Consider the following 26000-nt stretch of genomic DNA (forward strand, 5'->3'; position numbering starts at 1 on the left):
GGCCGACGGCGCGAGAGAGATGGAGTCCCCGCGGGCTAGGCTCGCGGGTGGGGAAAGGTATTCAGTGGCGACGATTTCAACGGGTGGGGGCTCGAGCGCGGTCGCGGCATCCAGTCATGCTGCGTGTGCACGATTCCGAGGTACCGACCCGCTGATCACCGGCAAGCCGCGTCGCACGCTCGCCAAAGACATCGGGTTCGAAGACCTCGGCGTCGGCATCCCCGAGGCGCGCTGGATGCGGGCCATGGCCTTCGAGCGGCTGGTGCGCAACAAGGCGTTCGCCGGGCAGGTCACGACGACGGCCGTCGGCGCGCTCGGCCTCGACCGTCCCACCGCCGTCTTCACCGTCGACACGAAGGTGGATGCCGCGAAGACCGAGGCGGCGCTCGCAGCGGCTCACGCCCGCGCACTCGGCGAGGGGGCGGCCACGCTTATCCACCAGCCCGCCCTTCCCTTCCCGGGTTTCGAGGACGAGGACGCCACGGAGGTCAAGCCCGACTACGTCGTCGTGGCGCCGAAGACCTCCGCGCAGGGCGACGGCTCGTGGCTCATCGTCGGCGATGCGAAGGACTATGAGCGGGTTCGCTCGCGCATCGACGACGGCCGGATGCTGAAGGGGTTCCTGCAGGTCGCGCTGGGCGCCGAGGCTTTCGCGGCCTGGTCCAAGGTCCCGAAGGAGATGGACGTCCACACGCACGGGGTGCTGGCTGTACCCCGCAACGCGTTCCTTCAGCCGACCGCCGTCGTTGAAGACCTGCACGATCATCGCGAAGAGGTCGCGATGCGCGTCGCTGAACGAAAGGCGGCCGCCGAAGAAGCCCAGCTCGCTGAAGACGCCATCCTCGAGGACTACGTCACGCACCTCAAGGCCACCTTCGACCCGTCAACCTGCGCCACGTGCAACCTCTTCACCTTCTGCCGCGCCGAGCTGCGGGGCTCCGCAAACCCGACCGACCTCCTAATCGAGATCGGGATCGACCCCGCGCTGCGTCCGCACGTGACCGGACTCGTCGACGGCACCGGCGAGGTCGGGAACGCTCCGAACTCGGTCGTCGCGACCATCCAGGCGACCCTCGACGGACGCGCGGTCGACACCGGCCAGCGACGGATCGACGCAGCCGGTCTCCCCGGCACGATCAACGTGGTCGTCGCGAAGTCAGATGCCGCGGCACTCGGGCTCCACGGCATGGCGGTTCAGCGGATCAGTGCTTCCGGCCGCGGCACCTGGAAGTACGAGGTGTTCGCCAACCCCCAGGCTCCCGAGGCGCGACGCGGTGCGATGAGCCTTCTGGGGTCGGCGATCGAAGACGCCATGCGCGAGCAGCGCAAGGCGAACCCGAATTCCCCGAGTCCCCTCCACATCGTGGTGCCGGATGCAGCCACCGCCGACGTGCTCACCTCGATCGCCGACAACCTCGCCGGCATCGAACTTAGCCGGCTGCGCTGGGAGCGTGACGTCGAGATCAACCGGCCGGCGCTGACTTGGGACGGTGAGCGCGCCGACATCCCGCGACCGCTTCGCGAGACCGCCCGGACCGCCGTCTCCTTCCTTCTCGAAGAGGATCGCGCCCGAGCGCTCAAGGTTCGCTCGCCAATCATCGACGTTCGCACCGTCCTCTCTCGGCACCTGATCGCCGGTGGACCGGCCGTCAACGCGCTCCGTCTCGACTACGTCGTCGAATGGCTCGCGAGCGATGCACCGGTGGATCACCGAGCCTTCGCTGACCAGATTGAGGAGAGCGACTACACGCCTGGCGCGCGCCTTACCAAGGCCCGCTCGGACGCACTGCATCGTGCGCTCGCCGGGATGATGGGGCGCGGCCGACAGAAGAGCATCGACCCCAACCCAGCGCTTCACGACGAGCTGACCCGCGCTGAGCTCGGCTATAAGGCCGAGGTGCTCGACCTCGCCCTCGACGCGCTCCAGAAGCTCGAGGTGTCGAACCTGCGGGAGGTATATCGCGCGATCGAGGGCGACGCGCAGGCTGTGTGGCGGCGCCGGCTGAGGTTCACGGCATCCGACCTCGTCCGTTTCGGGCGCACGTACCGAAGCTGGCGCAACCGACTGGTTCCGGTGATCGAAGCCGACGCGCAGTGTCACGACCAGCTGCTCGCCCTGAGCAATCCATCGGCGGCGTCCGAGATGGCGACGGATGCTGGCATGCGCGAAGTCGCGCACGCCACTGTTCTGTCGCTCGACCCGCTTACGCTCGACGTCGACTCCAGGCGGCTCGTCGACGGCACGCGCGTGGTGATGCTCGACGTAAATGAGCAGCCGTGTGTCGAGGAGCCGGGTGCGTCGGTGACGATGACAGCGGGTGGCTTCTCGATCAGCGGTCTCAGCATCGGACCGCTCGTGCGCGACGACATCGCTGAGGATGCGAAGCCGACCGTGCTGCAGTGGAAACCGAAGAACACTCCCAACGTCGACGTGGGAGATCGACTGGTCGTGGCGGGCTTCAACTGGTTCTCGTCGAACAAGAAGGACACGATCTTGCCGGTGTCCCGACCCGGCGCTGACGATTCGGCTGCTCCTAAAGTGACCTGCCTACCGTCCTCGTATGCGGACGATCCGGCGTCGCATCAGTGGTGCTGCAAGCCCCACAAGGTGAACGAGGCAGACTTCTCGGACCATCTCGCCGACCGCCGCGCACGCGGTGAGCTGAATCCGCAGGCGTGGCCGCCCGTACGCGACGAGGACGGATTCGAGGTCTCGCCCGGCTCACTGCCCCAGGGCGACGCCGCCGCGCGCCCGTCGGAACCCCCGCCTGCCGACCTGACCCTGGATGATGTGGAGTGAGTATGGTCGACTTCATCGCGCCTGCCTCGCCTGCTGCCACCGGTCTTCACCACGCCGACGCGGCGGCCGGTAATGCGCAGGTCGCGGATGCCGCGGCCGACGCGCTGCGTGATGCGCTCTCCGGTACAGCGCCCCTCGATCGGATCCTCCTCAAGGCGGCAGCCGGGGCCGGCAAGTCCTTCGTCTTGAAGCGACTGGTCGCCGAAGCCGTGCACCACCCCCGGTGCCGTCAGGTCGCGATCATCGCCTTCACGAACAAGCAGACCCGACCCCTCGCGCGCTCGCTCGGTCAGCTGCTCGGCAAGGATCGAGTGTGTCTTCGCGTGAAGGGTGGCACCGGCGCCGACGTGCCCGCCGACGTCGCGGAGGTCGTCACTGTCGCGGACTCGGCTTCGGCCATCCCTGAGAGTACGCAGGTGATGATCTCGACAGTCCACATGCTGCGCGCGCCGGGTGAACTGGGTCGTATGGAAAAGCAGCTCGGCGGCAAGGGCGCCAACGGCACCTCGGTGTTCGATGTTCTCTTCGTGGACGAGGCATGGCAGATCCCACACCATCTCTTCGACGGTGTCACACGCGCTGCGCCGTTGTGGGTGGGTGTGGGCGACGTCGGTCAGCTCCCGCCCCTCGAGATCGGCGACAACCCCTGGCGCGGCGACGACCGTTACAACCCGAATCGCGCTTGGCCCACCGACTACGACGACAACCCGCGCACCTGGTCGCGCGAACTGCCGGCGGTCTGGCGCCCGACCGCGAGCCAGCTTGGCCTCTGGCGTGCGTTCTATCCCGAGTGGTCCGAGCTGAACTGTGTGGCCGCGCCCGGCGACCGCACGATCGAGCTCGCGACCGCTGCTAGCCCGGTCGTTGAGCGAGCGCAGCGAGACGAAACGCTCCCCGTGCCTCCCGACGCGGCCCAGATCATCTGGCACCAGGTCGCCTCAGGCATCCCGACCCTCCTCGAAATCGATGGCCTGCCTGCCGCGGAGGCTCCCGACATCGACCTGCCGCTGATGAACGCCGTCGAGTCGTTGCTCGATGAGCTCTTCGCCTCGGGCTTCACTGTGAAGCGGGCGAACTACGACGACGGGGCCGCACCTAATGGAACGGAGTTGTCCATCCATGCCGGCGCCGCCCACGAGGATCCGCTGGTCGCTGTGCTCGCGACGCGCAACCAGGCGGTGGACGACGCTGCCGACATGGTCGATCGACTGCGCGAGAAACACGACCTCGCCGAGAACGACCTCGTGAGCTCGACTGTCGACTCGTACCAGGGGCAGACCAACGCGATCACAGTGGCCCTTCACCCTCTGACGGGCGCCGCGAAGCTCGACGAGTTCAACTCTGCCTTTGGTCGACTCGCGGTGACGTGCACTCGTGCCACGCACGGGCTGCTGCTCGTGGCCCGTCCCGGACTCGACCAGCTCCTCAATGAAGCACCCGCCCGTCCGGGAACGCCGTTTGGCGAGCCAGGCAATCGGACCCTTCCGCGCCAGACGCATAAACGTATTCTCGCGACGTTTGCTCGCGCCACCCTCGACCTGACCCTCACCGACGCTTAAGGACCGCGCGTTGTCACACCTGAATGACCTCATCCGCCAACTCGCCACGAAAGACGAGGCGCTCGCGCGCGACATCGAGCGTGAAGTCAGCGCGCTTCAGGATCGCCGCGCATTCGGCCTCAACTTCGAGCGACACCAGCCTGAGGCCGTGGAGCTTCCCGGCCGCAAGGTGCGCCGCGGCGACAAGGTGCGAGTGCTTCCGCCGCGCGGACAGATGCCGAAGAAGGAGAACGACCGGCTCTTCAAGGTGCGTGAGATCGTAACGGCCGACCAGGGACGTGTCGCGACGATCGAAGCCCTCGATGATTCCGAGGCGACCGACGAGGTCGCGCTCGAGGATCTCGTCGTTGTTGCGGAGTTCCGTGACCCGATCTACCCCGGGTTGGTCTCGACGGGCAAGGTCGAGCGGGGCGGCGAGAAGCCGTACCACTCGGTGATCAACGCCGAGAACTACCACGCGCTCCAGGCGCTACTGTTCACGCACCGAGGCAAGGTCGACTGCATCTACATCGACCCGCCCTACAACACCGGCGCCAAGGACTGGAAGTACAACAACGACTACGTCGAGGGCGATGACCTGTACCGCCACTCGAAGTGGCTCGCGTTTATGGAGCGGCGACTTCTGCTTGCTAAGGAGCTTCTGAACCCCAATGATTCGGTGCTCATCGTGACGATCGATGAGAAGGAGTATCTGCGGCTGGGGATGCTGCTTGAGCAGGTGTTCCCGGACTCGAGTGTGCAGATGGTTTCGTCCGCGATCAACCCGAAGGGCGTCGCGCGGGGCGAGGGCTTCTACCGCGTCGATGAGTATCTGTTCTTCGTATTCGTCGGCTCTGCGAAGGTAAACGCGAGGTACGTCCAGGGGCTTGTCGTCGGCGGGGAGAGTGGCGAAGAAGGGGTCGGTGCGGTGCGTTGGGGCGCCCTGCTCCGGAGCGGCACCAACGCGCGGAGATCAGATCGTCCAAACCTCTACTACCCCATCTACGTGGATCGGGAGCGCTTGACGATAACTGGGGTGGGGGAATCTGTACCGCTTAACGCTGGCGACGCAGCATCGCCGCCGGACGGTTCGGTTGCGGTTTGGCCGCGACGCAGCGACGGGAGCGATGGCAACTGGCAGCTTTCTGGTCCGCGGTTGATTGAACTGGCCAACCGTGGCTACGTGAAGGTGTCCTCGCTGCGAGCTGACGAAGCCCGTGCTGTGATCATGTATCTCCCGACGGGTGTTCTGAGCCAACTCGGCTCCGGGCAGATTGTGATCAGTGGACGCGAGTCGAGCGGTGCCGTGATTCTGAGCTACGCGGAGGGTGTGGGCCGCGAGTATCGCGCAAAGACTCAGTGGGCGGCGAAGTCTCACAGCTCGAGCGAGTTCGGCACCTCACTCCTAAATTCACTCGTGCCTGGCCGCAAATTTCCGTTCCCAAAGTCGCTGTTCGCGGTCGAAGATGCTATTCGCTTATTCGTGACGCACAAGCGCGCCGCGACGGTAGTCGACTTCTTTGCAGGATCAGGAACCACGGCGCATGCTCTGTTTCGCCTCAACAGGCAGGATGGCGGGCATCGTCGGTCGATCTCAATCACCAACAACGAGGTGTCGGCGGAAGAACAGAAAGCGCTCCGCATGCAAAGCCTTCGTCCCGGCGAAGAGGAGTGGGAGAAACACGGAATCTGCGACTACATCACGAAGCCCCGCATCGAGGCTGCAATCACCGGCAAGACGCCTGGCGGCGATCCGATCAAGGGTGACTATCGATTCACCGATGAGTTCCCGATCTCTGAAGGATTTGAGGAGAACGTCGAATTCTTCACCCTCACGTACGAGTCGTCGCTCCGGATTGAGGCCGACCGTGAGTTTGCGCGTATTGCCCCGCTGTTGTGGCTGCGCGCAGGGTCAAAGGGTCGCCGAATCGATAACCTCCCTATCGGCTGGGATGTCGCCACGACCTATGGCGTGATTTCCGACCTCGATCACTCGGAGCAGTTCGCTCAGGCAATCGTGGCCGCACCCGAGGCATCCATCGCCTTCATCATCACCGATGAGGATCGACTATTCGAAGCGCTCGTGCGTGAGCTGCCCGAGCACGTCGAGCCGGTGCGGCTGTACGAGGCATACCTACGAACATTCGAGATCGAGGCGCGGAGGGCGGCCGAGCGATGAAGTACACGCTCAAGGACTACCAAGCCGAGGCCGTCGACAATGTGCTCACCAACCTCGAGAAGGCTCGAAGCACGTACCGTCGCGATGGCGACGAGGTGGCGTTCAGCCTCACGGCGGCGACCGGTGCGGGCAAGACCGTCATGGCTGCGGCATCCATCGAAGCGCTCTTCTACGGAAGTGACACTTTCGAGTTCGATCCCGATCCGGGCGCTGTCGTGATCTGGTTCTCGGACAGCCCGGCGCTTAACGAGCAGAGCCGCACGCGGCTGATGCAGGCGTCCGAGAAGCTGATCTCGGGCGACCTCGTCACGATCAAGCCACCGTTCGCCGTGCCCGAGCTCGAGGCGGGGAAGGTCTACTTCCTCAACACGCAGCGACTGTCGAAGAACTCGCTCTTGACGCGCGGCTACGTCCCGACGGCGGACGAGATCCTCGACCATGTCGCCACCCCTGACGACCTCGCTTGGAACATCTGGGAGACGATCGGCAACACAGTCGCCAACGAAGACAAGACTGTCTACCTGGTGCTCGACGAGGCCCACCGCGGATTCGACACGAAGACGTCCGGCGACCGCAAGACGATCGTCCAAAGGCTGGTGAACGGCGAGGGCGGACAGCCGCCGATCCCGATCGTGATGGGAATCTCGGCGACGATCGACCGCTTCGCTCAGGCGATGAAGGAAGCCCAGGCCGGCGACCGACGCCAGCTGCTTGAGCAGGTGGCCGTGCACCCCTGGCAGGTGCAGGAGTCCGGCCTGGTCAAAGACACGGTAATGCTCGACATCCCCGACGAGGCGGGCAACTTCGACTCTGTGCTGGTGCGGCGCGCGGCGCGCAAGCTCCAGGAGTCGACGGACCGCTGGCACGCGTATTCGGCACATCAGGGGCTCGCCGATAGGGTCGAGCCTCTGCTCGTCCTTCAGATCCCAAACACACCCGATGCTGCCGACGTAGGCGTCGCGCTCGACACGATCGCAGAGGAGCTCGGAGGTCTACCCGCATCCGCCATCCGTCACGTGCTCGGTGAGCACAAGCCGCACGAGTTCGGGCGCTGGGAGATCGACCACATCGAGCCGCAGCGTGTGCAGGACACCCCGGATGTGCGCGTGCTGATCGCTAAGGACGGCATCTCGACGGGTTGGGATTGCCCGCGCGCTGAGGTGCTCGTCTCGTTCCGTCCGGCCAATGATCACACCCACATCACGCAGCTTCTCGGGCGCATGGTGCGGAGCCCTCTCGCCCGCCGCGTGCCTGGCGACGAGCGCCTCAACGCTGTCGACTGCATCCTGCCGTTCTTCGATCGCACGACCGCGGGCAAGGTTGTCCGCTACATGACGGGCCAGATCGCGGAGATGCCTGGTGGAACTGGCCGCAAGGTGCTACTGGACCCGCGCGAACTCGTGCCGAACCCGCACGTGCCCGAGTCTGTGTGGAAGAAGTGGGACAGCCTGCCGACGCTGAGCGTCCCCGTCAAGGGTGCGCGCCCGGTCAAGCGGCTCGTCTCGCTCGCGCAGGCGTTGTCGAGCGATCAGCTGCGGCCCGGCGCGCTCGCCGAGGCGACCTCGCTCCTCCACGGGGTGATGAATGCGTTCGTCGCTGAGTACCCGGATCGTGTCGAGCAGGAGCGAAAGGAAGTGTGGGACGTCCACGGGCAGACGCTCATGGGCACGACCGGGCGCACGGGGGTCTCGTACCGGCAGTTCACCGAGCGCGCCGACGCGCGTGCGCTGCGAGGCGCGTTCGAGGACGCGAAGCGGGCCTTCGGAGCGGACGTCGCGCAGTCGTACGTGGATCACCTCGCGGGACCCGACGACGAGGATGCGGACGATGACGGGCTGACCGCGGCCTACGTGACGGCATCCGCCCTGGCCTACATCCCCGAGCTGCGGGCGAAGATCGATGCCGTGTCGGAGAGAGTCGCGAAGGACTGGTTCGCCGAGTATGACGGTGCGATCAGAGAGCTCAACGACGATCGGCAGTCGCTCTACTTCGAGATCTGGACCCTTGCGACTGTTCCACAGCCGGGTCGGCTGAGACGCCCGCGGACGCGGCTTGAGGACTGGAAAGTCGTCGATGCGAACGAGCAGGTGGCAATGGCCGCGCTCGTCGGTCGTCACCTGATGTCCGATGCTGATGGGCTGTTCCCCATTAGCTCGCTCGGCGGCTGGGAGTACTCGGTCGTCAAGGCTGAGCTCGAGCGCGACGACTGCATTGGCTGGTACCGCAACCCGCCCCGCGCCGCCGTCGACGCACTCGGCGTCACCTACCGCGACGCCTTCGGCAACTGGCGCTCGCTCTTCCCGGACTTTCTGTTCTTCCATGAGATCGAGGGAGAGGTGAAGGCGTCGATCGTCGACCCGCACGGACATCACCTCGACGATGCGCTCGTGAAGCTCAAGGGTCTCGCAGAGTTCGCGCGCGACCACGGGCACCACTTCCACCGGATTGACGCCGTCGCAAGCGGTTCGACCGGTCCTGCGCTGCGTGCGCTGGATCTCAAGAACCCGACGATCCAGAACGCGATTCTCGATGGCCCTGGCAAGGTCGTCGACTTCTACGACGGCGAGTTCTCGATCGAGTACAACCCCGGTGCTGCCGGGTGAGGTGACACATGAAGACTGACGTTACGACTCCGCAGGGCATCTTCGGGATGCCGCAGCACCTCACGGTGCCGCTGTACCAGCGCCCCTACGTGTGGAACGAGGACGAGCAGTGGGGACCGCTCTGGGCCGACATCCGTCGTATCGCGGAGCACCGTCTGGGCAGCACGGGGACGCTCGCGACGCACTTCCTCGGGGCGGTTGTGACGCAGCAGGCGGACGCGCAGCCGGTCGGGGTGCAGGAGTTTTTGATCGTCGACGGTCAGCAGCGGCTCACCACGCTGCAGCTCGTGCTGGACGCGACCGCGGCGGCGTTCACGGCGCGTGAGCTCGCGGCACTGACGGGGCAGCTCGAGTTCCTGACTCACAACAGCGCGATGTTCCTCGGTACCGACAAGCCCGGTTTGAAGCTCCGCCACACGAACCGTGACCGCGTCGCCTTTCAGGAGGTGATGCTGGCCGAGCCACCCATCGACTACGCAGAGCTCTCGCACCGCGAGTCGCTGATCGTGGAGGCACACGAATTCTTCTATGAACGTGTGGGCAAGTGGCTCGACGAAGGACCCGAGCCGGCGCCAGTGCGAGCCGATGCGCTCTCTGTGGCTCTCCAGAACGCGCTCGAGCTCGTCGTCATACAGCTGAACGCGAGTGAGGACTCGCAAGAGATCTTCGAGACGTTGAACGCACGCGGCACGCCGCTCACCGCGGCGGATCTCATCAAGAACTTCGTCTTCCAGCGCCTCAAGCTGGAGGGGGAGGACGAGGAGCGTGCGTATCGGGATCTGTGGCCGTTCGAGGCGAAATTCTGGGAGGCGGAGGTCAGCGTCGGCCGCTACGCGACGACGCGCAGCGCGGTCTTCCTGAGCCAGTGGCTTGTGTCGCGGGTAGGCAAGGAGATCAGTCCGCGCTCGACCTTTACCCGCTTCAAGTTTTTCGTCGAACACGAGACGAAGCTCTCGATGGTGGAGCTGCTCCAGTTGATCAGTGAGCAGGCAAAGACGTATCAGCACCTCACCGAGCGCGCCGCGGACGCCCACGCTGACCTGAGTCGACTCGAACTCCACATGTACCGAATGGGTGTCGCGCAGGTCGAGATCACGAAGCCCGTCGTGTTGTGGCTGACCGAGCCGCGCGCCAGGTACTCGCGGCCGGTCGTCGATCGAGTGATCGGGATGGTCGAGAGCTGGATCATCCGTCGCCGGCTCCTGCGGCTGCAGAGCAGCGACCTCGGTCGCATCGCGGCCGATCTCGTGTCGGTGGGGCGCGGGGCCGGTGAATCTGACGTCGTCGGCGTCGTCGAGCGGTTCCTGACCGGTCAGCAGTACGCCAGCACCTACTGGCCCGGCGACGCGGAGATCACTTCTGCGCTCGCGACCGAGCACTTCTACCGGCGCTTCTCCCAGCCCATGCAGAGGCTCCTTCTGCAGGCAGCCGAAGACTGGTATCGCGGTTATGCATCGCCCGGCGCATCGAAGTCCGGCATCCGAATCTTTCGCGATAAGCAGCAGGTCGAGCACCTGCTGCCGCGGGGCTGGCGGACGAACTGGCCCGTTGAGGGTGCAGCGGACGAAGCAGACCGCGATGATCACGTGCATCGTCTGGGCAATCTCACGCTACTCACGGGATCGCTCAACGCATCAGTGTCGAACAGCGCCTGGCTCGGTGAGAAGGGCAAGCGCGCGGCAGTCGACCGCCATGATGTCTTCCTCATGAACCGGGCGGTCGTGGCTCGATCCGTCGGCGGCTGGGATGAGTCGCTGATCGACGAACGCACCGCCGAGCTCACGAAGGCGTTCCTCGAAACGTGGTCTGTGCCGGACGGGCACGAGGGCAAAGTCATCGACCGTGCCTCGCGGCATTCGAAGGCCACCACGGGCTACCCCCACCTCATCGCAGCCGGGCTGCTCGAGGTCGGCGCGACGCTCGTCTGCACTGATGGTCGCTGGCCTGACGCCAAGTGTGAGGTCTTGGCGGGTGGGCAGGTTCTGTACCTGGGCAAGAAGTACTCGTCTCCCGCTGCCGCGGCGCGAGAGGTACGAGGCGGAAGTGTGAACGCGTGGTTCTTCTGGCGCGTCGAGAACGGGCCTTGGCTGAACACGCTCCGCGAGCAATTGCTCAATGGCGAGGGTGCTGGGTCGGGGGCCGACTCCGGTCAGAGCGTGGCGGAGTAGACGCGGGGCCAGTGCATGAGCGCGGTGACGAACGAGATCTTGGGTCCGCCGCCCTTTGACGTTTGGGTTGTTATCAGCCGAGTCGGTGATGTTGCAGGGTTGATCGCGACGGCCGTCGCTCTAACCGGCCTCGCCTACGCGCTTCTCGTCCGCCCTCGACTCAACGTCTTCGCTGAACACCAGGGAGGGGACAGACTGTTGGTCTTTGTGTGGCACCAATCAGGTGCTGCGCCAGCACACAACGTGTGTTGGCGATGGGCTTCGCTCCTCGGCGACGGGCGCGCGCTCGCTGCCGAATCCGGCGGCACGTGGGGCGTAGGTCCAAGCACTGTGCTTTCAGGCGAGTACCGACACATTGAATTCACCGACGGTCCGACTTCGACCCTTCCAGGCTCCACGAGTGTCCATCACGTTCAGGTGCCATTGCCTTACGGAGTGTTGTGCGAGGTCAGCTGGCAGCGACCGTTGCTCCCGTGGTTGCGAGCACGGAGTGTGATCCGTTGGTCACAGGAGGATCGGGCTGCCGGGCGCGGGCCTGTGAGGCTGGTAGGTCGACGTGCTCGCGACGAATTGGCGACGGCGTTTCCTCATACGCCGCCGCGCATCCCTCCGATCCAAACGCTCTGACCGGAGTCTCTGTTGTGCCCAACGTTCACGTGCACGGGCGGCGCGAGCGCGACCACTTTCCCGCGTAAGGGCTGCCCCCGCTCTCGCAGACGCCAGTTTCCCCGTGCGGCGAATCAACAGCCGGCTCGGCGACGTTCGTGGAGCGCCGTCAGCGGGCAATGCCCGACTGGGGATCATCATCGCTTTGGGCTGACGCTCCTGCGTACGGCGCTGACCTTATCGGGGGAGAGCGGGTCCCATCGACTGTTCTTGGGGTGACTCGGGAAGGCCCTCCGGAGGGCTGCGCGAACGACTCGACCGTCGTCGTCATAGCCAAGCTCGCGCATGAGATCCTTAACGGTAACGAAGTCATCGTTAGTGAGCGTCCGTGCCGATTTCGTCGGTTCGAATGTCGCGGCGTCGCCCTGGCTGGCAGGGCGCTCGTCCGGACTCGTCGCCAGCCGGGCGGGGCTGTTGGATCGAACGTCGTCCCGCTGGGGGCGAGTGCCGCGAGCGAGGTGATCACGGTTGGAAGTGCGCGAGGTGATGAGTGCGTGGAGTGCTCGCAAGTCGAGGCGCGCGTGGCCGCGAAGCGCGTCGCCCAGTCGCGCGGCGCCAACGCGGTCGTGGACCGAGACGCGGGCGAGAGTAACCGATCCCGCGGCCGCGGCGGCATCGCGCAATGCGTCGTAGATCGCTCGCTGTTTCCAGCGGGGCGACCCCGCGCCTTCCAGGCTGCGACGCGGTCCAGCTGGGCCGAACTGGTCAACCGAACCCTCGCTCGACCAGAACCCTCCGCCAGAGTGACCCTTGAGGGCGATGTGCTCGAGCTCGGAGCAGTAGGCGAGGTAATCCTCTCGCCAAGGCAGGTGGACAGCCCAACTCGTGTTGAGAGTGGCAGCTCTATAGCGGTTGAAGTGCTGTTCTTCGTCGAGTTCGACGATGAGCCCGCCCGTCGTTGTAATGTCCCACCCGAGCGGTTTAAGGACTGGCGTTCTGAGCACCCCGCCGAGCTGCTTGTAGGCGTCCATGGTCCACGATGCCGCAGGTTCCGGCAGACCGGGCAATCGCGGAACAGGCAGATTTCTGCCGAGCTGGAACCCGAGTTGATGAAGCGCGTCGACGAGCGCGTTCTGCCGTTGAAGTCGTGCCATGCGAATGACTCTCGCACGTGTCCTGTCAATGCCGGAAGTTGCCCGCAATGTTTCTAATGTTTGACTTGACCAGGTTGTTTTCCGTGTCCATCGTGTCCGAGTTGACCGCTTACTCCGCCGGATCGGCGACGACCGTGGGCATCACAGTCGATGCCCAATATTCGAACGATGCCATCCAATCGGCCCAAGTCCAGAATCCAAGGAATCGAACGCGGCGGGATGCGCAGCGTGAAGAGCGGGGATCTTCTCAACGAGACGTTCGTGCCGTTGCCCGTACGCCGGCACGATGGACGCCGACTGCCGCACCCTGTCCAACGTCGATGCTCAGGCAGCGTCGGACTCGCTTCGCGAGTGGGGGGTGCCCCTATGTTCTTTGTCAAGCACGACGGGGTGGCTGCTGGGAACGTCGTGTGCGTCTCGTCGGGCTTGTAACGCTGGCGGCTAGGCTTCGGACATGAGGAGCGCGAAGCAATCCACGGTCCCGACTTGGCTGAGGGTCCTCGTGTGGTCAATCGCGATCGCGCTGGCGATCGTGGGGATTGTGTTGGCGGTGGTGTCGAGCAGTTTCTGGCCTCTGATCGCGTTCGCCGGTCTGGCCGTGCCGATGATGCCGATCGGGTCGATGAGGTCGTCGCGGCGGGCGGCTGCCGACCCGCGCTGAACTCTGGCTCCGTCCGGACGAAGCTCACGCGGCGATCGCGGTGGTGTGTGGCTGGTAGAGGGTGCCGTCGCGGAGCATGGCGTAGAGGACGTCCGATCGGCGTCTGGCGAGGGCGATGAGTGCTTGGTTGTGGCGTTTGCCTTGCGCGATCTTCCGGTCGTAGTAGGCGCGCGACTCGGGGTCGCGGAGCGCGGCGAACGCGGAGAGGAACATGGCCCGTTTCAGGATTTTGTTCCCGCGGCGGGACGGATGCTCACCCCGGATGGAGGCCCCGGATCTGCGGGTGACGGGTACGAGGCCGGCGTAGGCGGCGAGGTGCCCGGCGGTCGGGAAGGTTCTGGTGGTGACTTCGGTGAGGAGCCGGGCTGCGGTCCTGACGCCGACTCCGGGCATGCTCGTCAGGACCGGCTGAAGAGGGTGCTGCTCGACGATCTTCTCGACCTCACCAGCGATCTCGTCCCGTTGCCTGCGCAGCGCGGCGAGCTGCTCCGCCAGCCGCGGGAGGACGAGCGCTGCCGCGTCGGTGCCGGTGACCACGACAGTCTGCTCACCGAGGGCGGTCACAATCTCGCCCGCCCAGACGCGACCCTTCCTCGGCGCGTTCTTGAGCAGCCGGTTCCCGAGCCTTTTCTCACCCGCTGATCGCATCGCCGCAGGGGACGGGTAGTGCTGCAGCAGGTCGAGCATCGCGGGATGGTCCAGCCGTGGCCCGATCACGCGTTCCAGCGCGGGGTGGATCTGGGTGAGAAGCCCGCGGATGCGGTTGCTGACTTGGGTGATCTGTCCGGCGAGGTCGTCGTCGAACCCGCAGAGCATCGACAGTTCCGCGACCTGCTCGTCCGCGACCTGGATCGAGCGGAGCGTGTGCGGCATCGTCCGTGCGGTCTCGGCGATGATCGCGGCGTCCCGCGCGTCGGTCTTCGCCTCGCCCGGGTGCAGATCGGCGATGCGCCGCATCGCCAGCCCGGGAAGGTAGCCGACCAGAGCCCCGAAAGCCTGCGCGACGGCGACCGGCAGCGCGCCGATCGTCGCCGGCTGATCCACGACCAGCAGCACGGTCCCGTGCGTCGCGAGCTGGTCGAGCACTGCCCGCAGTCGACGCTCGTCGTTCGGCAACGGCTTGTCGAACAGCCGCTTGCCGGCCCGATCGAGGGCGACGGCGTGGTGTTCGCCCTTGCCGACATCGAGCCCGACGAACACGCCGACCTCGTCGTATCTGTCGATACTGGTGACCACGTTGCCTCCGTTCGCTCCCGACGGCGTCCGCAGGCGGTGCGTCTCGGCATCCACGTTACGAACGGCCTCGAGCGTGCTCGGGCCTGGCCCCTATCAGCGATCACACACCGCCAACCAGGCCCGGTGACAACACCCCCCCGGATCATCAAGGACAGGGGGCAGCAATCATGCCGGGCCCAGCAGGCCGTCACCGCCCAGCATCCTCCGCCAGACGGTCATGAAGAAAGTAACGGGGGGGAGTGGTTCTCAGTCCGGTATCGAATCCCAAGGGCTCGCCGCGCGGCACTCGTGACCACGGGGCTGCATGCCGGGGCGCCGCAAGTGGCAACCCGGGAATGTTCCGGTTTTCTATGCGCTTGAATGGAAATAGTGCGAGAATCGCCACCACGACGCCTCGCACCCACCTGACCCATCGACGGGAGAATCCCATGAATGTCGCGCCCTCGGGACTGCACCACGTCACCGCACTCGCCGGTGACCCGCAGAAGAACATCGACTTCTACGTTCGCGGGCTCGGCCTGCGGCTGGTGAAGAAGACGGTCAACTTCGACGACCCAGGCACGTACCACCTCTACTACGGCGACGAGTCCGGGCGCCCCGGCAGCCTCATGACGTTCTTCCCATGGCGCAACATCGCCCCCGGACGCATCGGCTCGGGGCAGTCGACCTCGACTGCGTTCAGCGTTCCGGCCGGATCCCTCGGTTGGTGGCACGAGCACTTCACCTCCCTCGGCGCCGAACCGCACATCACCTCGCCCTCCAGCAGCGAGGAGCGCCTGATGGTCGCCGACCCCGACGGGCTCCACATCGAGCTCGTCGCCACGAGCACCGATGACCCGCGCGACCCCTGGGACTCCGCGAGCGTGCCGGCGGAGTACGCCGTGCGCGGGCAGCACTCCAGCGTCCTCACCGTGCGCGACCCGGAGGGCACCGTCGGGCTCCTCGTCAACGACCTCGGCATGCGCGTCGTCAAGCAGGCGGGCAACCGCACCCGGCTCGTCGCCGGCGACGGGCTCCCGGGCGCGATCGTCGACGTCGTCAGCTCCGGCCTCACCCCGACCGGCCTCACGGCCGGCGGAACAGTCCACCACATCGCCTTCCGCGTGCCCGACCAGCAGACGCAGCAGCAGTGGCGCGACGAGCTCGTTTCGCGTGGACACCAGGTGACCGAGATCCTCGACCGCCAGTACTTCACGAGCATCTACTTCCGCGAGCCGGGCGGTGTGCTCTTCGAGATCGCCACCGACACCCCCGGCTTCGACATCGACGAGCCGCTCCTCGAACTCGGCCGCGCCCTCAAACTGCCGCCGTGGCTCGAGCCCTCTCGTGAGGCGATCGAGGCCGCCGTCGTGCCGGTGCAGCTTCCCGCCGAGAACAACCCGGGGGCGGCGGCATGAGCGCGGTCTCCGTCGAGTCCTGGCCGCACGTCTTCACTCCCGGGGAGACAGACGCCCCGGTGTTGCTGACGCTGCACGGAACCGGTGGCAACGAGCAGGAGATCACCGGCATCGTCTCCCACCTCTGGCCCGGCGCCGGCGTGCTCTCTCCGCGCGGTCGCGTGAGCGAGAGCGGTATGAACCGCTGGTTTCGCCGGCTCGGTGAGGGCGTGTTCGACGTCGACGACGTGATCCAGCGCGCCGGGGAGCTGGCCGAGTTCATCACCGCCGCGCGCGAGCACTACGACCTCGCGGAGCGCCGCATCATCGCGGTCGGCTTCTCCAACGGCGCGAACATCGGCCTGGCGACGGCGCTCCTGCACCCCGAAGTGCTCGACCGCGTCGTCGCATTCAGCGGGATGTTCCCGTTCGCCGACCGCGACCCCATCGGCGACGTCTCCGCCGTCGAGGTCGTGCTGCTCAACGGAGTCGCCGACCCGATGGCTCCGTCGGCCTCGGTCAACCGGCTGGAAGAGGCCGCGGCATCCCACGGCGCGAAGGTGACGCGTCACACCCGCCCGGGCGGGCACGGACTCGCGCAGAGCGACATTGACGCCGCACGGGAGTGGCTCGCGGGGCGCTGAGATCGGCATCCGTGGGGCTGGTCATGCGCTGGCCCCACGGCCCATCTCACAGCTGGGCGCGAAACAATAGACGGATGCACCCGAACCCGAAGCGTCGATTCGAACCGATCTACTCGATGGCGGTCGCCGCGGGCCGCGTGTTCTTCGGGGGAGTGCTGCAGCTCCGGCCGAAGATCACCGGCGCCGAGTCGATCCCCAAGTCCGGGCCGGCGGTGCTCGCGATCACCCACTTCGGATACATGGACTTCGCCCTCGTCGAGTGGGTCGCGTGGTTGCGAACCCGTCGGCGGGTTCGGTACATGGTGACCAAGCGCGCCGCCGACAAGCCCGTCGTCGGCTGGCTGCTGGGGCAAATGCGACACATTCCGGTCGACATGTCCGCCGGACGCGACGCCTACACGAACGCGGTCGCGGCGCTGAGGCGCGGCGAGGTGCTCGGCGTCTTCCCCGAGGCGGGGGTCAGCGCGTCGTTCACGGTGCGAGAGCTTAAGACGGGGGCGGTGCGAATGGCAGCAGCCGCCGGTGTTCCGGTCATCCCCGTGGTCGTCTGGGGCGGACAGTTCCTTCGCACGAAGAACCACCGCGCGAGCTTCCGCGAGGCGTTCCGCGCTCCGATCCGCGTCTCGATCGGGAAGCCGATGCACGTGAGTGAATCCGACGACCCGGTCGAGGCCACGGCCGCGTTGCGCACGGAGCTGGAGACGCTGCTCGCCGACGCGCAGGCGACCTATCCGCGTTCCGGCGACGGACAGTGGTGGCAGCCGGCGCACCTGGGTGGATCGGCGCCGACCCCCGAGGTCGCGGCAGCAATGGAAGCAGAGCGCCAGCGGAAGAGGGCTGCCGAGAAGCAGTGAATGGGGGAGGATGCTCAGCATGGCCGAGGTACTGATCTTCCACCACATCCAGGGGCTCACCGACGGGGTGCGCGCCTTCGCCGATGACCTCCGGGGCGCGGGGCACACCGTGCACACGCCCGACCTCTTCGACGGGCGCACCTTCGCCACCATCGACGACGGGATCGCGTTCGCAAAGGAGGTAGGCTTCGATGCGCTGCGCGAGCGTGGAGTGACGCTCGCCGACGAGTACGGGCACCAACCTCGTCTACGCCGGGTTCTCGTTCGGCGTGATGATCGCGCAGCAGCTGGCGCAGACACGGCCCGGATGGGCGCGGAGCGCTCCTCATGTACTCCTGCATCCCCGTCTCAGTTAGTTGGGGAGCGCAGCTAGGACCGGCTCGCTCCATTCCTTCGCGGCCTCCTGCCCGAAGACATCCCGCGTCCAGACGTCCGCGATAGCTTCCCAAACCTTTGACGGCCGCATGGTCCCCCCGATCCGCCGAGCGATCTCGCCCGCCCAGGCGTGGTGGTTCTCGATCTGGAGGGCCGCATCCTTCGCGTCGAGAAGCTCCCCGACGGGCTGCCCCAGGCGCTCGGCCACCGCCTGCCAATGCGAGTCGTCGAGCGACTGAAACACGACACGTTCCGGCCGCTCCTCGCCCGGTAGTCGAAGGTAGGTAGCCCCTGATGGCTGCTCCCCATCAACGATGCATAGACTTGCGCGCGGGAGCTTCGCCTTGCTCGCGACCGTGGAGAGCGCGATTACTGTGCTCGCAGGTCCGACGCTGGTGATCCGAGCCCGCTTCAGAGCTTCGGGTGCTCCGAGCGCGAGGATGCGCTCGATGAGGTAAACCGCTTCGTCGTCCTCGCAGTAGATGTCGAGTTCTTCGTGTCGTTCGTCGTCCATCAGATTGAGCGCGAAGTCGGCCGTAACGCCGTGCAATACCTGACGCTCTGAGTCGCGATCGACGGAGACAAAGATGCGGGCGACGTCGGGCAATTGTTCAAGAATGAATTGGGAGTGCGTGGAGAGAATCACCTGCAACTTCTTGTCGAACGCAAGTCGGAGGATCTCCGTCATGAGGCCGCGTTGAGCCTGCGGATGCAGGGAAGCTTCCACCTCGTCGATGATTACGAGTGATTGGTTCGGGGCTTCATTGAGGAGTGCGATCAAGTCCAGGACCGAATCCTCACCGGCTCCCTGGTGGAAGTTGGAGTACGGAACTCCCCCCTGAGTCAGGATTCCTACTTGCTTGCCCTGATTCTCATCGATCCTCGCCGAGTCGTAGGTCCTCCCGAGGGTACGGTTCAGCTGGGTGACCTGTGAATCCGTTAGCGGCTTTTCAGTTCCCTGGCTGATGACTTCCTGCGCAGTGCGGCCATAGCCGATCAGCGTGTTCGCGGGCTGGATCCTGGAAATGTCGAGGAAGTACACGGCCCGGCGCTTGCGCTCCGGTGCGCCGCGCCAGCGAGACGTCGGCTTTCTGACTGTGTAGGAACTGGTCTCGTCTCCCTGCCGAACGGTGTAAGCGAGTATGACTCCGCTCACTTGTTCCCAGGGCGTGCTCGGAAAGAAATCGTCTGCGTAGTACGTGACCGTAGGCGAGCCGGCCGGCGCTTGGTATGCCGCGGCAGCAGCCTTGAGCACCGTGCTCTTCCCCGCACCGTTCGTCCCAGCTACTGCTACCACGGGGTACCTGAATTCAACCGCCTGACCAGTCCAGCCGCGCAACCCGTCGATTTTGATGGAGGTCAGAAACAGCGGCCATCCGGATTGCGAGTGACGCGCAGTATCCCAGGCGCTGCTCAGCTTCGATGCGGTGGGTGCGACCACTGTTGCTCCTAACGGTGTTGGCTAGCCGCTGAGCGACGAGGGGAAGTTCAGATTCCCACGAATCTTGTGTCATACTCAGTCGCCATGCGTTCGATCATGCGTGCGTAGTTGTCCGAGTCGCTCGTGCCAGGTGCCGGCGGTCCGCTGACGATCGACACGGGGCCTCCGTCGTTAGCGAAGTCGAGCACAGTGATGCCGATGCCATCGAAACCGTTCTCGGACTGGCGTGTGCGGCGGGGTAGCTCACGGATCTTCGAGACGACCCGTGCGGTGTCGCCCGGCTGCTTGTGCTTCGTGTAGCGGGCGGGGAACTCTGTGAGCGCGTAGTTGTTGGTCACGGAGGACATGAACTCCTCGGCGGCATTTACCTGGACATATGCGATGGCGAGTGCCTGCGCTGACGCGCCGTGCACGCAGACGTGCGATGAGTTCAGTTCGTCGTACAGCCGCGGGAGCGCTTTAATGTGCGCGGTCATTGCCGCCTTTGCCTCCAATGCGACGAGAACCGCCCCGACGGGAGCAACGGGGAACTCGGGCAGACCATCCAGAGTCGCGAGCTCGGCGGATGTAAGTGGCGCACCGTAGTCGAGCGCGAGGCTACTGAGGCTCCGATGCGGGGTAGGCACGGATCCCGCTGGGCGGGCGATGACAAGGTCGAGATCCTTCTTGCGTCCCGTTGCGAAGTCGCGCATCTCATGATTCACACCCAGTACGACCTTGCCGTCCTCCACATGGCGCCGAAGCAAGCTCGATGTGAGGAGCAGGTCGAACGCCACGCCCCAGCACCCGACCTTGGAGTGACGATCGGAGCGAGAGTTGTACTGCCAGACGTTGCCGTGGCTATCAGGCGGTCCCGGGGTCGACAAGAATCGCGCCAGCAGCTCGGGTCCATGCATGTTTCCGAGGCTATCGGCTCGATGCGGCTCCGATGTCATTGACGCGGCGCGCGACGACCCGCCCGATCTCCGCTGCTGCTTCGACTGGGCTCTGATGCTCCCAAATTCGGATCACGAACCAATCTCTCTCCATCAGAGCGCGGCTGGTATCTGCGTCACGCTGTCGGTTCGCTTCGATCTTCGATCTCCACCAGTCCGCGTTCGTCTTGGACTGTGTGGCGTGAAGGGGACAGCCGTGCCAGTAGCACCCATCAACGAACACGGCAACGCGAAGTCTGGTGAACGCCACGTCGATCGTTCTCCGCGGCCGTCCAGGCACGGGAAACTGGACACGGTAGCGGAGACCGGCGGCGTGAAGAAGTCTGCGGACCGCCATCTCGGCGGCGGTATCACGTTGGCCGACGCGGGCCATTCGGCTCGATGTCTTGCTGGAGGTCGCTTCGAACTCGCTCATGCCACTCCTTCGGCCTTAACGAAAGAGCGGCTCGCTTCCAGTCTGGGCGCGCTCAAGTGCATCGATGTGTTCCTGTACATCGGCGCGGAAGCCGGGGTAGCGGCCGAGATTGCCTTGTTGCAGGCGGTTCCAGAAACCCTTGGCACCTCGGAGACTCAGTGCTTCTGCAGCGGATGCGTCGATCATCTGCGCGAGGTGGTTGTACCCCTCGTGCGTGGGGAACTCGGAAAGGTCGACGGGAACTTGGATGCGTCCTGCCGATCCGGCAGCAGCAGCTGGCCATGCGCCTCGGCCGGGCTCCCAATCCCGGAACTCGACGACGGGGTCGCCTGGAGAGAGGAGTCGGCTACCTACCCATCGGGAGACTCCGACGGTCACAGCATTGCCGACGAGCTTCCACCGGGGGCCGTTGCGCCGCGACGACAGGTGTTCTACGTTGGTCCACCCTCGGTCGAAACCCTGCATCGCTTCGGCGTCCTCGACGGAGGGCTTGACGAGCCGGCGACCGAGCTCGGCGCCCCGAACCCACACGGCCGGCGGTGATGGAATCCCGATGGTCGACCCGCCTTTGAGTGTCGGCACTGCGTCCTGTGCCCAACCGAGGCCGCCGCGCCCTTCGGTCCAATAGAAACCGAACATGTCGTCGTGGAAGTCGTCGGATCGATCGCCCGCATCATCTGCGAAGAGGATCGACTTGGGGTCGAAGTCGACCGACGCGACCAGGATCACGCGTCGACGTCGCTGAGGAACGCCTGTGAAGCGTGAGTCGACTACGCGGTAGGCCCACGGGTACCCCAGCCGCTCGATCTCGGCGATGAGGTAACTCATAGCCTTGCCGCGATCGAGGGCGAGCATGTTCGGGACGTTCTCGATCAGAAGGGTCGGCAGATGCCCGGTGCGCTCCTGCGCATCCTCCAGTAGCCGGAACACGTTCACGACAAGACCGGAGTTCTCGCCGGCGATGCCGGCGGTCCTGCCTGCTTGCGACAGGTCGGTGCAAGGAAAACCCGCCGTGACGAGGTTCGTCCCGTCTGGGAGCTTTCTCATGTTGCGCACATCGGTGTCGATCGGTACGCCCTCGAAACGCGCGCGAAGGACTGCTTGCGCGGGTTCCCACCATTCGCAGAACGTCAGGGTCTCGATCTGATTGCCAAGAGCGCGTTCCAGCCCTAGCTCTACCCCGCCGATACCAGCGAAGAGCCCGGCCACTTTCCACGATGCGTTCGACATGTTTGCGCTCCTAGTTCACGTCAAACCGTACTCGAGATTCGGTCAGAACTCGAGTCGACGGGCTGACCGCGAAGATACGCGCGACCTCGGACATTGAGCGGTCCGTCGAGGTGGCGGTGGTACGCCGAGGACCGGACGGAGCGCCAGCGGATGAGGGCTGCCGAAAAGCGGTGAATGGGGGAGGATGCTCAGCATGGCCGAGGTGCTGATCTTCCACCACATCCAGGGGCTCACCGACGGGGTGCGCGCGTTCGCCGATGACCTCCGGCGCGCGGGGCACACCGTGCACACCCCCGACCTCTTCGACGGGCGCACCTTCGACACCATCGACGACGGGATCGCGTTCGCACAGGAGATCGGCTTCGATGCGCTGCGCGAGCGTGGAGTGGCGCTCGCCGACGAGTGCGGCACCGACCTCGTGTACGCCGGGTTCTCGTTCGGCGTGATGATCGCGCAGCAGCTGGCGCAGACACGGCCCGGCGCTCGCGGAGCGCTCCTCATGTACTCCTGCATCCCCGTCTCGGAGTTCGGTGAGGCGTGGCCCCCGGGGCTCCCTGCGCAGATCCACGGCAAGGAGGGTGATGAGTTCTTCCAGGAGGACCTGCCCGCGGCTCGCGCGCTCGCCGATTCGTCGCCGACGGTCGAGCTGTTCCTTTACCCCGGGGCGCAGCACCTGTTCGCCGACTCGTCGCTCGAGGCCTTCGACCCGGAGGCGGCCGCGGTGATGATGGAGCGGGTGAAGGCGTTCCTCGCGACCGTCTGACCGACCTGCGGGGGAGCGGCGCTGACGTCGCGTGGGGCGGATTGTTACCGTCCGTGACTGGACTTTGCGCGATTTCGCCCTGGCCCGGCATCCGCTCCGAATAATCGGAAACACCCGACTCCGCCGCGTCTCACCGCCGGCGGGACTTCCGAGACAGGAGCCCTCATGACCACCTCGAACACCATCGCCGCGGAGTTCGCCGACTTCGTCCCCGGCTTCTCGAACGCCGTCGGCCCGACGCTGACCGCCGTCTTCGACGAGGAGCAGAGCGACCTGCGTGCCGGTGGCGTGCCGGACGGGGCTGTGTCGGTGGGTGACACGCTGCCTGCGGCGACCGTCGTCGACGTCCGCGGCGAGTCGCGCGACCTCGAGTCGCTTCTCGGTGCGGGCCCGGCGGTGCTGGTGTTCTACCGAGGCGCGTGGTGTCCGTTCTGCAACATCACCCTCGCGCACTACCAGCGCACCCTCGCTCCGGAGCTCGACGAGCGCGGTGTGCGCCTGATCGCTATCAGCCCGCAGACGCCGGACGGGACGGCATCCGCCGTCGAGAAGGGCGAGTTGGGCTATACCGGCGTCTCCGACCCCGGTAACGCGCTCGCGGGCGCGCTCGGGATCGTCACCGCTCCGAGCGCCGCTGCGCAGGACGCGCACACGCAGCTCGGCTTCGCGGTGAAGGACAGCAACGCCGATGACACCCCGGCGATCCCGTTCCCGTCGGTGATTGTCGTCGACGCCGCGCGGACGGTCGCGTTCGCGGACATCAAGGTCGACTACACCCAGCGCACGGAGACGGCGGAGATCCTCGCGGCGGTGGATGCGCTGTAGCTTTCCGCGTGATGCCCGCCTCGTCGTGAGTGATGTCGTGCGGTCGGAGTAGCGTGGCGCCGATGCGATACGGAATCGACGCCTCGACCTTGCTGTTGATCGCCTCCGGCGATCGTGTCGTCGTGCCCACCCACACCCTTGTCGCGCCCAATCGGATACTGCCGGACCTCCTAGAACTTCTCCTCGCCGAGGTCCGCGACGGTTCTCGCGACGAGAAGGATGCGCTCGCGGTCCACACGCGCGCCACCGAGACGAAGATCCGTCTGCTCGGCGACCGGGTCTCCCGGCGCACCGCCTGGAACCTCGCGCGCGAACACGATTGGGCGGAGCTTCGCGACGCCGAGTACATCTCCGTCGCGAAGCTGCAAGCGGACGCTCTCGCAACCGCGGATCCGCGCCTCGTGGGGCTGGCCTCGACGATCGTCACCGTCGTGGAGCCCGCCGCTCTCTCGCAGGTCTGAACCCGTACGCCACGGAGCGGACCCGGTAGTACCCCGCGAAATCCGACTCGTGTGATGCTGGGGCGGTGAACCTCGTCCTCCCCGACGCCGTCGTCCCGGTACTCCTGCGGCTCATGCGCGCGAATCGCACGTTCGTCACCGCGGAGGGGGCGCGCCGGCGGATCCGGGAGCGAGAGGTGCGGCCGGTGCCGTACGGGCCTCCGGGGCGGTTGCGGAGCGGCATCCGCGTCGATGTGGAACAGGTCGACGGGTGGCCGGTGTACACGATCCTGCCGCCGATGGTGCGCGGAGCCGTCGTGTACGTGCACGGTGGGGGATGGGTCAACGAGATCGCGGCCCAGCACTGGCATCTCGCGGCGCGCGTCGCGGCGGAGGCGTCGGTGGCGGTCGTGGTTCCGATCTATCCGCTCGTGCCGTTCGGGACAGCGCAGGAGGTGCGGGACGGCGTCGTCGCCCTCGTGCGGGGGAGCATCGAGACGTACGGGGCGACGTGCCTCGCGGGGGATTCTGCGGGCGGTCAGATCGCCCTGTCAGCCGCGCTCACCCTGCGCGATGAGGGCGTGGTGCTGCCGCAGTCGATCCTCATCTCACCCGCGCTGGATCTGTCGTGGAGCAACCCCCGCATCCCGATCGTGCAGCCGACCGATCCGTGGCTCGGCACCCCGGGAGGGAAGGTTCTCGCCGAGTGTTGGCGCGGGGACCTGGACCTGCTGGATCCGGTGGTGAGTCCCTTGTTCGGAGACCTCGCCGGACTCGGCCCGATCACCGTGTTCACCGGGACGCGCGACGTTCTGAACCCCGACGCGCACGTGCTCGCCGAGAAGGCGCGCGCGGCGGGGGTGTCGTTCGAGCTCCGCGAGGAGGCCGGGCAGGTGCACGTGTATCCGCTCGTGCCGACGCGTGCCGGGCGTGAGGCGCAGGAGCAGATCGTCGACGCGGTGCGGGTGGCCGTCGCGGGGTAGGGAGCCTCGGGTGCCGGTGGGTGCGCTTCGAAGTCGAGTGACGAAGGAGGCGGCCGTGCTGACGTTAGCCCGCCCGGCGGGGCACGGCGAGGGTTGTTGCGCCCAGGGCGATGCCGGCAACTCCGCCGAGCACGCTGATGGTCGGCCAAAGCGGAACGACGGAAAGAGCGGTTTCGCCGGTCGACGGGGCTAGGTACGAGCACTGCGCGCCGAAGGGGAGCAGGGAGATCATCTCGCCGGTCGCCGTAATGCCCTCTTGGTACCTCGCGGTGAAGTCCGCCGGAGGCTGGATGTTGTAGACGCACGCTGACGCGTCTCGCGTCATCAATGGCGCCATGGCACCGACGACGCCGGCCAGGATCAGGATGCCGCCGATGGCGAGGCTGGGGATAGCGAAGCGAGACCGCCGTGACGCGGCAAGGGGCTTCGCATCGCTTTCCATCTCAGCAGTATGGCGCTGACGTCGGCGCCCTTCGTCGACCATCAGCGGGAGGTCGGGCACGAGCGATTCCAAGCCGGCAGTTCAGTGGACGGGGCCTTGCTTGCCGGCGTCGGGGCCGTGCTCGGCCTCGAAGGCGGTCCGATCGCGTCGGGCGGTCCGAACGCGAATGATGCCGAACGCGACGACCACCAGCGGGAACAGCAAGTACGGTACGGCGAACCAGTTGGATGCACTCAAGTGGAGAGTGACGCCGAAGTACACCAACGCGAATCCCCACAACAGCATTCAGCGGGCCCGGAGGCGCTGACGGTCGAGCGACATGCGTTGCTGGA

22 protein-coding genes are annotated in these 26000 nt (G+C 66.1%); 14 read left to right on the top strand and 8 right to left on the bottom strand.

The window, feature by feature from the left end; genetic code table 11:
* The first annotated feature begins 64 nt into the window (after nt 1–64).
* Genes LTL01_RS05225 through LTL01_RS05245 form a run of 5 tightly spaced genes read left to right on the top strand, consistent with a single transcriptional unit; the run spans nt 65 to nt 11288 of the window.
* On the top strand, nt 65–2800 hold the full coding sequence (locus LTL01_RS05225) for a hypothetical protein (RefSeq protein WP_236967660.1): 2736 nt from the start codon (nt 65–67) through the stop codon (nt 2798–2800).
* Between the two features lie 2 nt (nt 2801–2802).
* Complete coding sequence (locus LTL01_RS05230; protein ID WP_236967661.1) at nt 2803–4359, top strand: AAA family ATPase; 1557 nt, start codon at nt 2803–2805, stop codon at nt 4357–4359.
* Between the two features lie 10 nt (nt 4360–4369).
* Nucleotides 4370–6517, top strand: coding sequence for a site-specific DNA-methyltransferase (locus tag LTL01_RS05235; protein ID WP_236967662.1), 2148 nt, complete (start codon nt 4370–4372; stop codon nt 6515–6517).
* Complete coding sequence (locus tag LTL01_RS05240) at nt 6514–9120, top strand: DEAD/DEAH box helicase (protein WP_236967663.1); 2607 nt, start codon at nt 6514–6516, stop codon at nt 9118–9120. Before LTL01_RS05235 ends, LTL01_RS05240 begins: the two co-directional genes overlap by 4 nt.
* Before the next feature lie 47 nt (nt 9121–9167).
* Complete coding sequence (locus tag LTL01_RS05245; RefSeq protein WP_236967664.1) at nt 9168–11288, top strand: GmrSD restriction endonuclease domain-containing protein; 2121 nt, start codon at nt 9168–9170, stop codon at nt 11286–11288.
* A gap of 803 nt (nt 11289–12091) precedes the next feature.
* On the opposite strand, the gene LTL01_RS05250 is transcribed toward LTL01_RS05245, so the two are convergent.
* Nucleotides 12092–13048, bottom strand: coding sequence for a DUF7255 family protein (locus tag LTL01_RS05250; RefSeq protein WP_236967665.1), 957 nt, complete (start codon nt 13046–13048; stop codon nt 12092–12094).
* Between the two features lie 454 nt (nt 13049–13502).
* Here LTL01_RS05250 and LTL01_RS05255 point away from each other — a divergent pair, with 454 nt between their 5' ends.
* Nucleotides 13503–13709 (top strand): hypothetical protein, encoded by a 207-nt coding sequence (locus tag LTL01_RS05255; protein WP_053548866.1) that lies wholly within the window; start codon nt 13503–13505, stop codon nt 13707–13709.
* Nucleotides 13710–13733: 24 nt separating this feature from the next.
* Here LTL01_RS05255 and LTL01_RS05260 read toward each other — a convergent pair whose 3' ends face one another.
* Nucleotides 13734–14933, bottom strand: a complete 1200-nt coding sequence (locus LTL01_RS05260) for an IS110 family RNA-guided transposase (protein WP_236967735.1) — start codon at nt 14931–14933, stop codon at nt 13734–13736.
* A gap of 440 nt (nt 14934–15373) precedes the next feature.
* On the opposite strand from LTL01_RS05260, the gene LTL01_RS05265 reads away from it, so the two are divergent.
* The 4 genes from LTL01_RS05265 to LTL01_RS05280 all read left to right on the top strand — a co-directional run bounded on the left by LTL01_RS05265 (nt 15374) and on the right by LTL01_RS05280 (nt 18192).
* Complete coding sequence (locus tag LTL01_RS05265) at nt 15374–16342, top strand: ring-cleaving dioxygenase (protein ID WP_236967666.1); 969 nt, start codon at nt 15374–15376, stop codon at nt 16340–16342.
* Nucleotides 16339–16965: an alpha/beta hydrolase gene (locus tag LTL01_RS05270; RefSeq protein ID WP_236967667.1), complete on the top strand. Its 627-nt coding sequence runs from the start codon at nt 16339–16341 to the stop codon at nt 16963–16965. The genes LTL01_RS05265 and LTL01_RS05270 overlap by 4 nt, the downstream gene beginning before the upstream one ends.
* 74 nt (nt 16966–17039) lie before the next feature.
* Nucleotides 17040–17819 (top strand): lysophospholipid acyltransferase family protein, encoded by a 780-nt coding sequence (locus tag LTL01_RS05275; RefSeq protein ID WP_236967668.1) that lies wholly within the window; start codon nt 17040–17042, stop codon nt 17817–17819.
* A gap of 19 nt (nt 17820–17838) precedes the next feature.
* Nucleotides 17839–18192 carry a dienelactone hydrolase family protein gene (locus LTL01_RS05280; RefSeq protein WP_236967669.1) on the top strand — a complete coding sequence of 118 codons (354 nt, stop codon included), beginning with the start codon at nt 17839–17841 and terminating at the stop codon, nt 18190–18192.
* Here the strand turns inward: LTL01_RS05280 and LTL01_RS05285 are convergent.
* From LTL01_RS05285 to LTL01_RS05300, 4 genes are read right to left on the bottom strand one after another with little or no spacing between them, the layout of a single operon-like run.
* A complete protein-coding gene (locus LTL01_RS05285) occupies nt 18172–19635 on the bottom strand; it encodes an ATP-dependent nuclease (protein ID WP_236967670.1) in 1464 nt (487 codons plus the stop codon). The genes LTL01_RS05280 and LTL01_RS05285 overlap by 21 nt on opposite strands.
* Before the next feature lie 47 nt (nt 19636–19682).
* Nucleotides 19683–20531: a hypothetical protein gene (locus tag LTL01_RS05290; protein WP_236967671.1), complete on the bottom strand. Its 849-nt coding sequence runs from the start codon at nt 20529–20531 to the stop codon at nt 19683–19685.
* A 10-nt stretch (nt 20532–20541) separates the two neighbouring features.
* The gene (locus LTL01_RS05295) at nt 20542–20985 is read right to left on the bottom strand and encodes a very short patch repair endonuclease (RefSeq protein WP_236967672.1); all 444 of its coding nucleotides are present in this window, start codon (nt 20983–20985) and stop codon (nt 20542–20544) included.
* A 15-nt stretch (nt 20986–21000) separates the two neighbouring features.
* Nucleotides 21001–22215 carry a DNA cytosine methyltransferase gene (locus LTL01_RS05300; RefSeq protein ID WP_236967673.1) on the bottom strand — a complete coding sequence of 405 codons (1215 nt, stop codon included), beginning with the start codon at nt 22213–22215 and terminating at the stop codon, nt 21001–21003.
* A gap of 193 nt (nt 22216–22408) precedes the next feature.
* Here LTL01_RS05300 and LTL01_RS05305 point away from each other — a divergent pair, with 193 nt between their 5' ends.
* From LTL01_RS05305 to LTL01_RS05320, 4 genes are all read left to right on the top strand, one after another.
* Nucleotides 22409–22978 carry a dienelactone hydrolase family protein gene (locus LTL01_RS05305; RefSeq protein ID WP_236967674.1) on the top strand — a complete coding sequence of 190 codons (570 nt, stop codon included), beginning with the start codon at nt 22409–22411 and terminating at the stop codon, nt 22976–22978.
* Between the two features lie 165 nt (nt 22979–23143).
* Entirely contained in the window at nt 23144–23803 is a 660-nt protein-coding gene (locus LTL01_RS05310) for a peroxiredoxin-like family protein (RefSeq protein ID WP_236967675.1), read from the top strand.
* Between the two features lie 62 nt (nt 23804–23865).
* Nucleotides 23866–24264 carry a hypothetical protein gene (locus tag LTL01_RS05315; RefSeq protein ID WP_236967676.1) on the top strand — a complete coding sequence of 133 codons (399 nt, stop codon included), beginning with the start codon at nt 23866–23868 and terminating at the stop codon, nt 24262–24264.
* A gap of 65 nt (nt 24265–24329) precedes the next feature.
* A complete protein-coding gene (locus LTL01_RS05320; protein WP_236967677.1) occupies nt 24330–25226 on the top strand; it encodes an alpha/beta hydrolase fold domain-containing protein in 897 nt (298 codons plus the stop codon).
* A gap of 64 nt (nt 25227–25290) precedes the next feature.
* Here the strand turns inward: LTL01_RS05320 and LTL01_RS05325 are convergent, their stop codons facing one another.
* The gene (locus LTL01_RS05325; protein WP_236967678.1) at nt 25291–25740 is read right to left on the bottom strand and encodes a hypothetical protein; all 450 of its coding nucleotides are present in this window, start codon (nt 25738–25740) and stop codon (nt 25291–25293) included.
* Nucleotides 25741–25749: 9 nt separating this feature from the next.
* Nucleotides 25750–25905, bottom strand: a complete 156-nt coding sequence (locus LTL01_RS05330; protein ID WP_236967679.1) for a hypothetical protein — start codon at nt 25903–25905, stop codon at nt 25750–25752.
* Between the last annotated feature and the right edge of the window lie 95 nt (nt 25906–26000).

The organism is Microbacterium aurantiacum (assembly GCF_021654035.1).
GTDB lineage: Bacteria > Actinomycetota > Actinomycetes > Actinomycetales > Microbacteriaceae > Microbacterium > Microbacterium aurantiacum.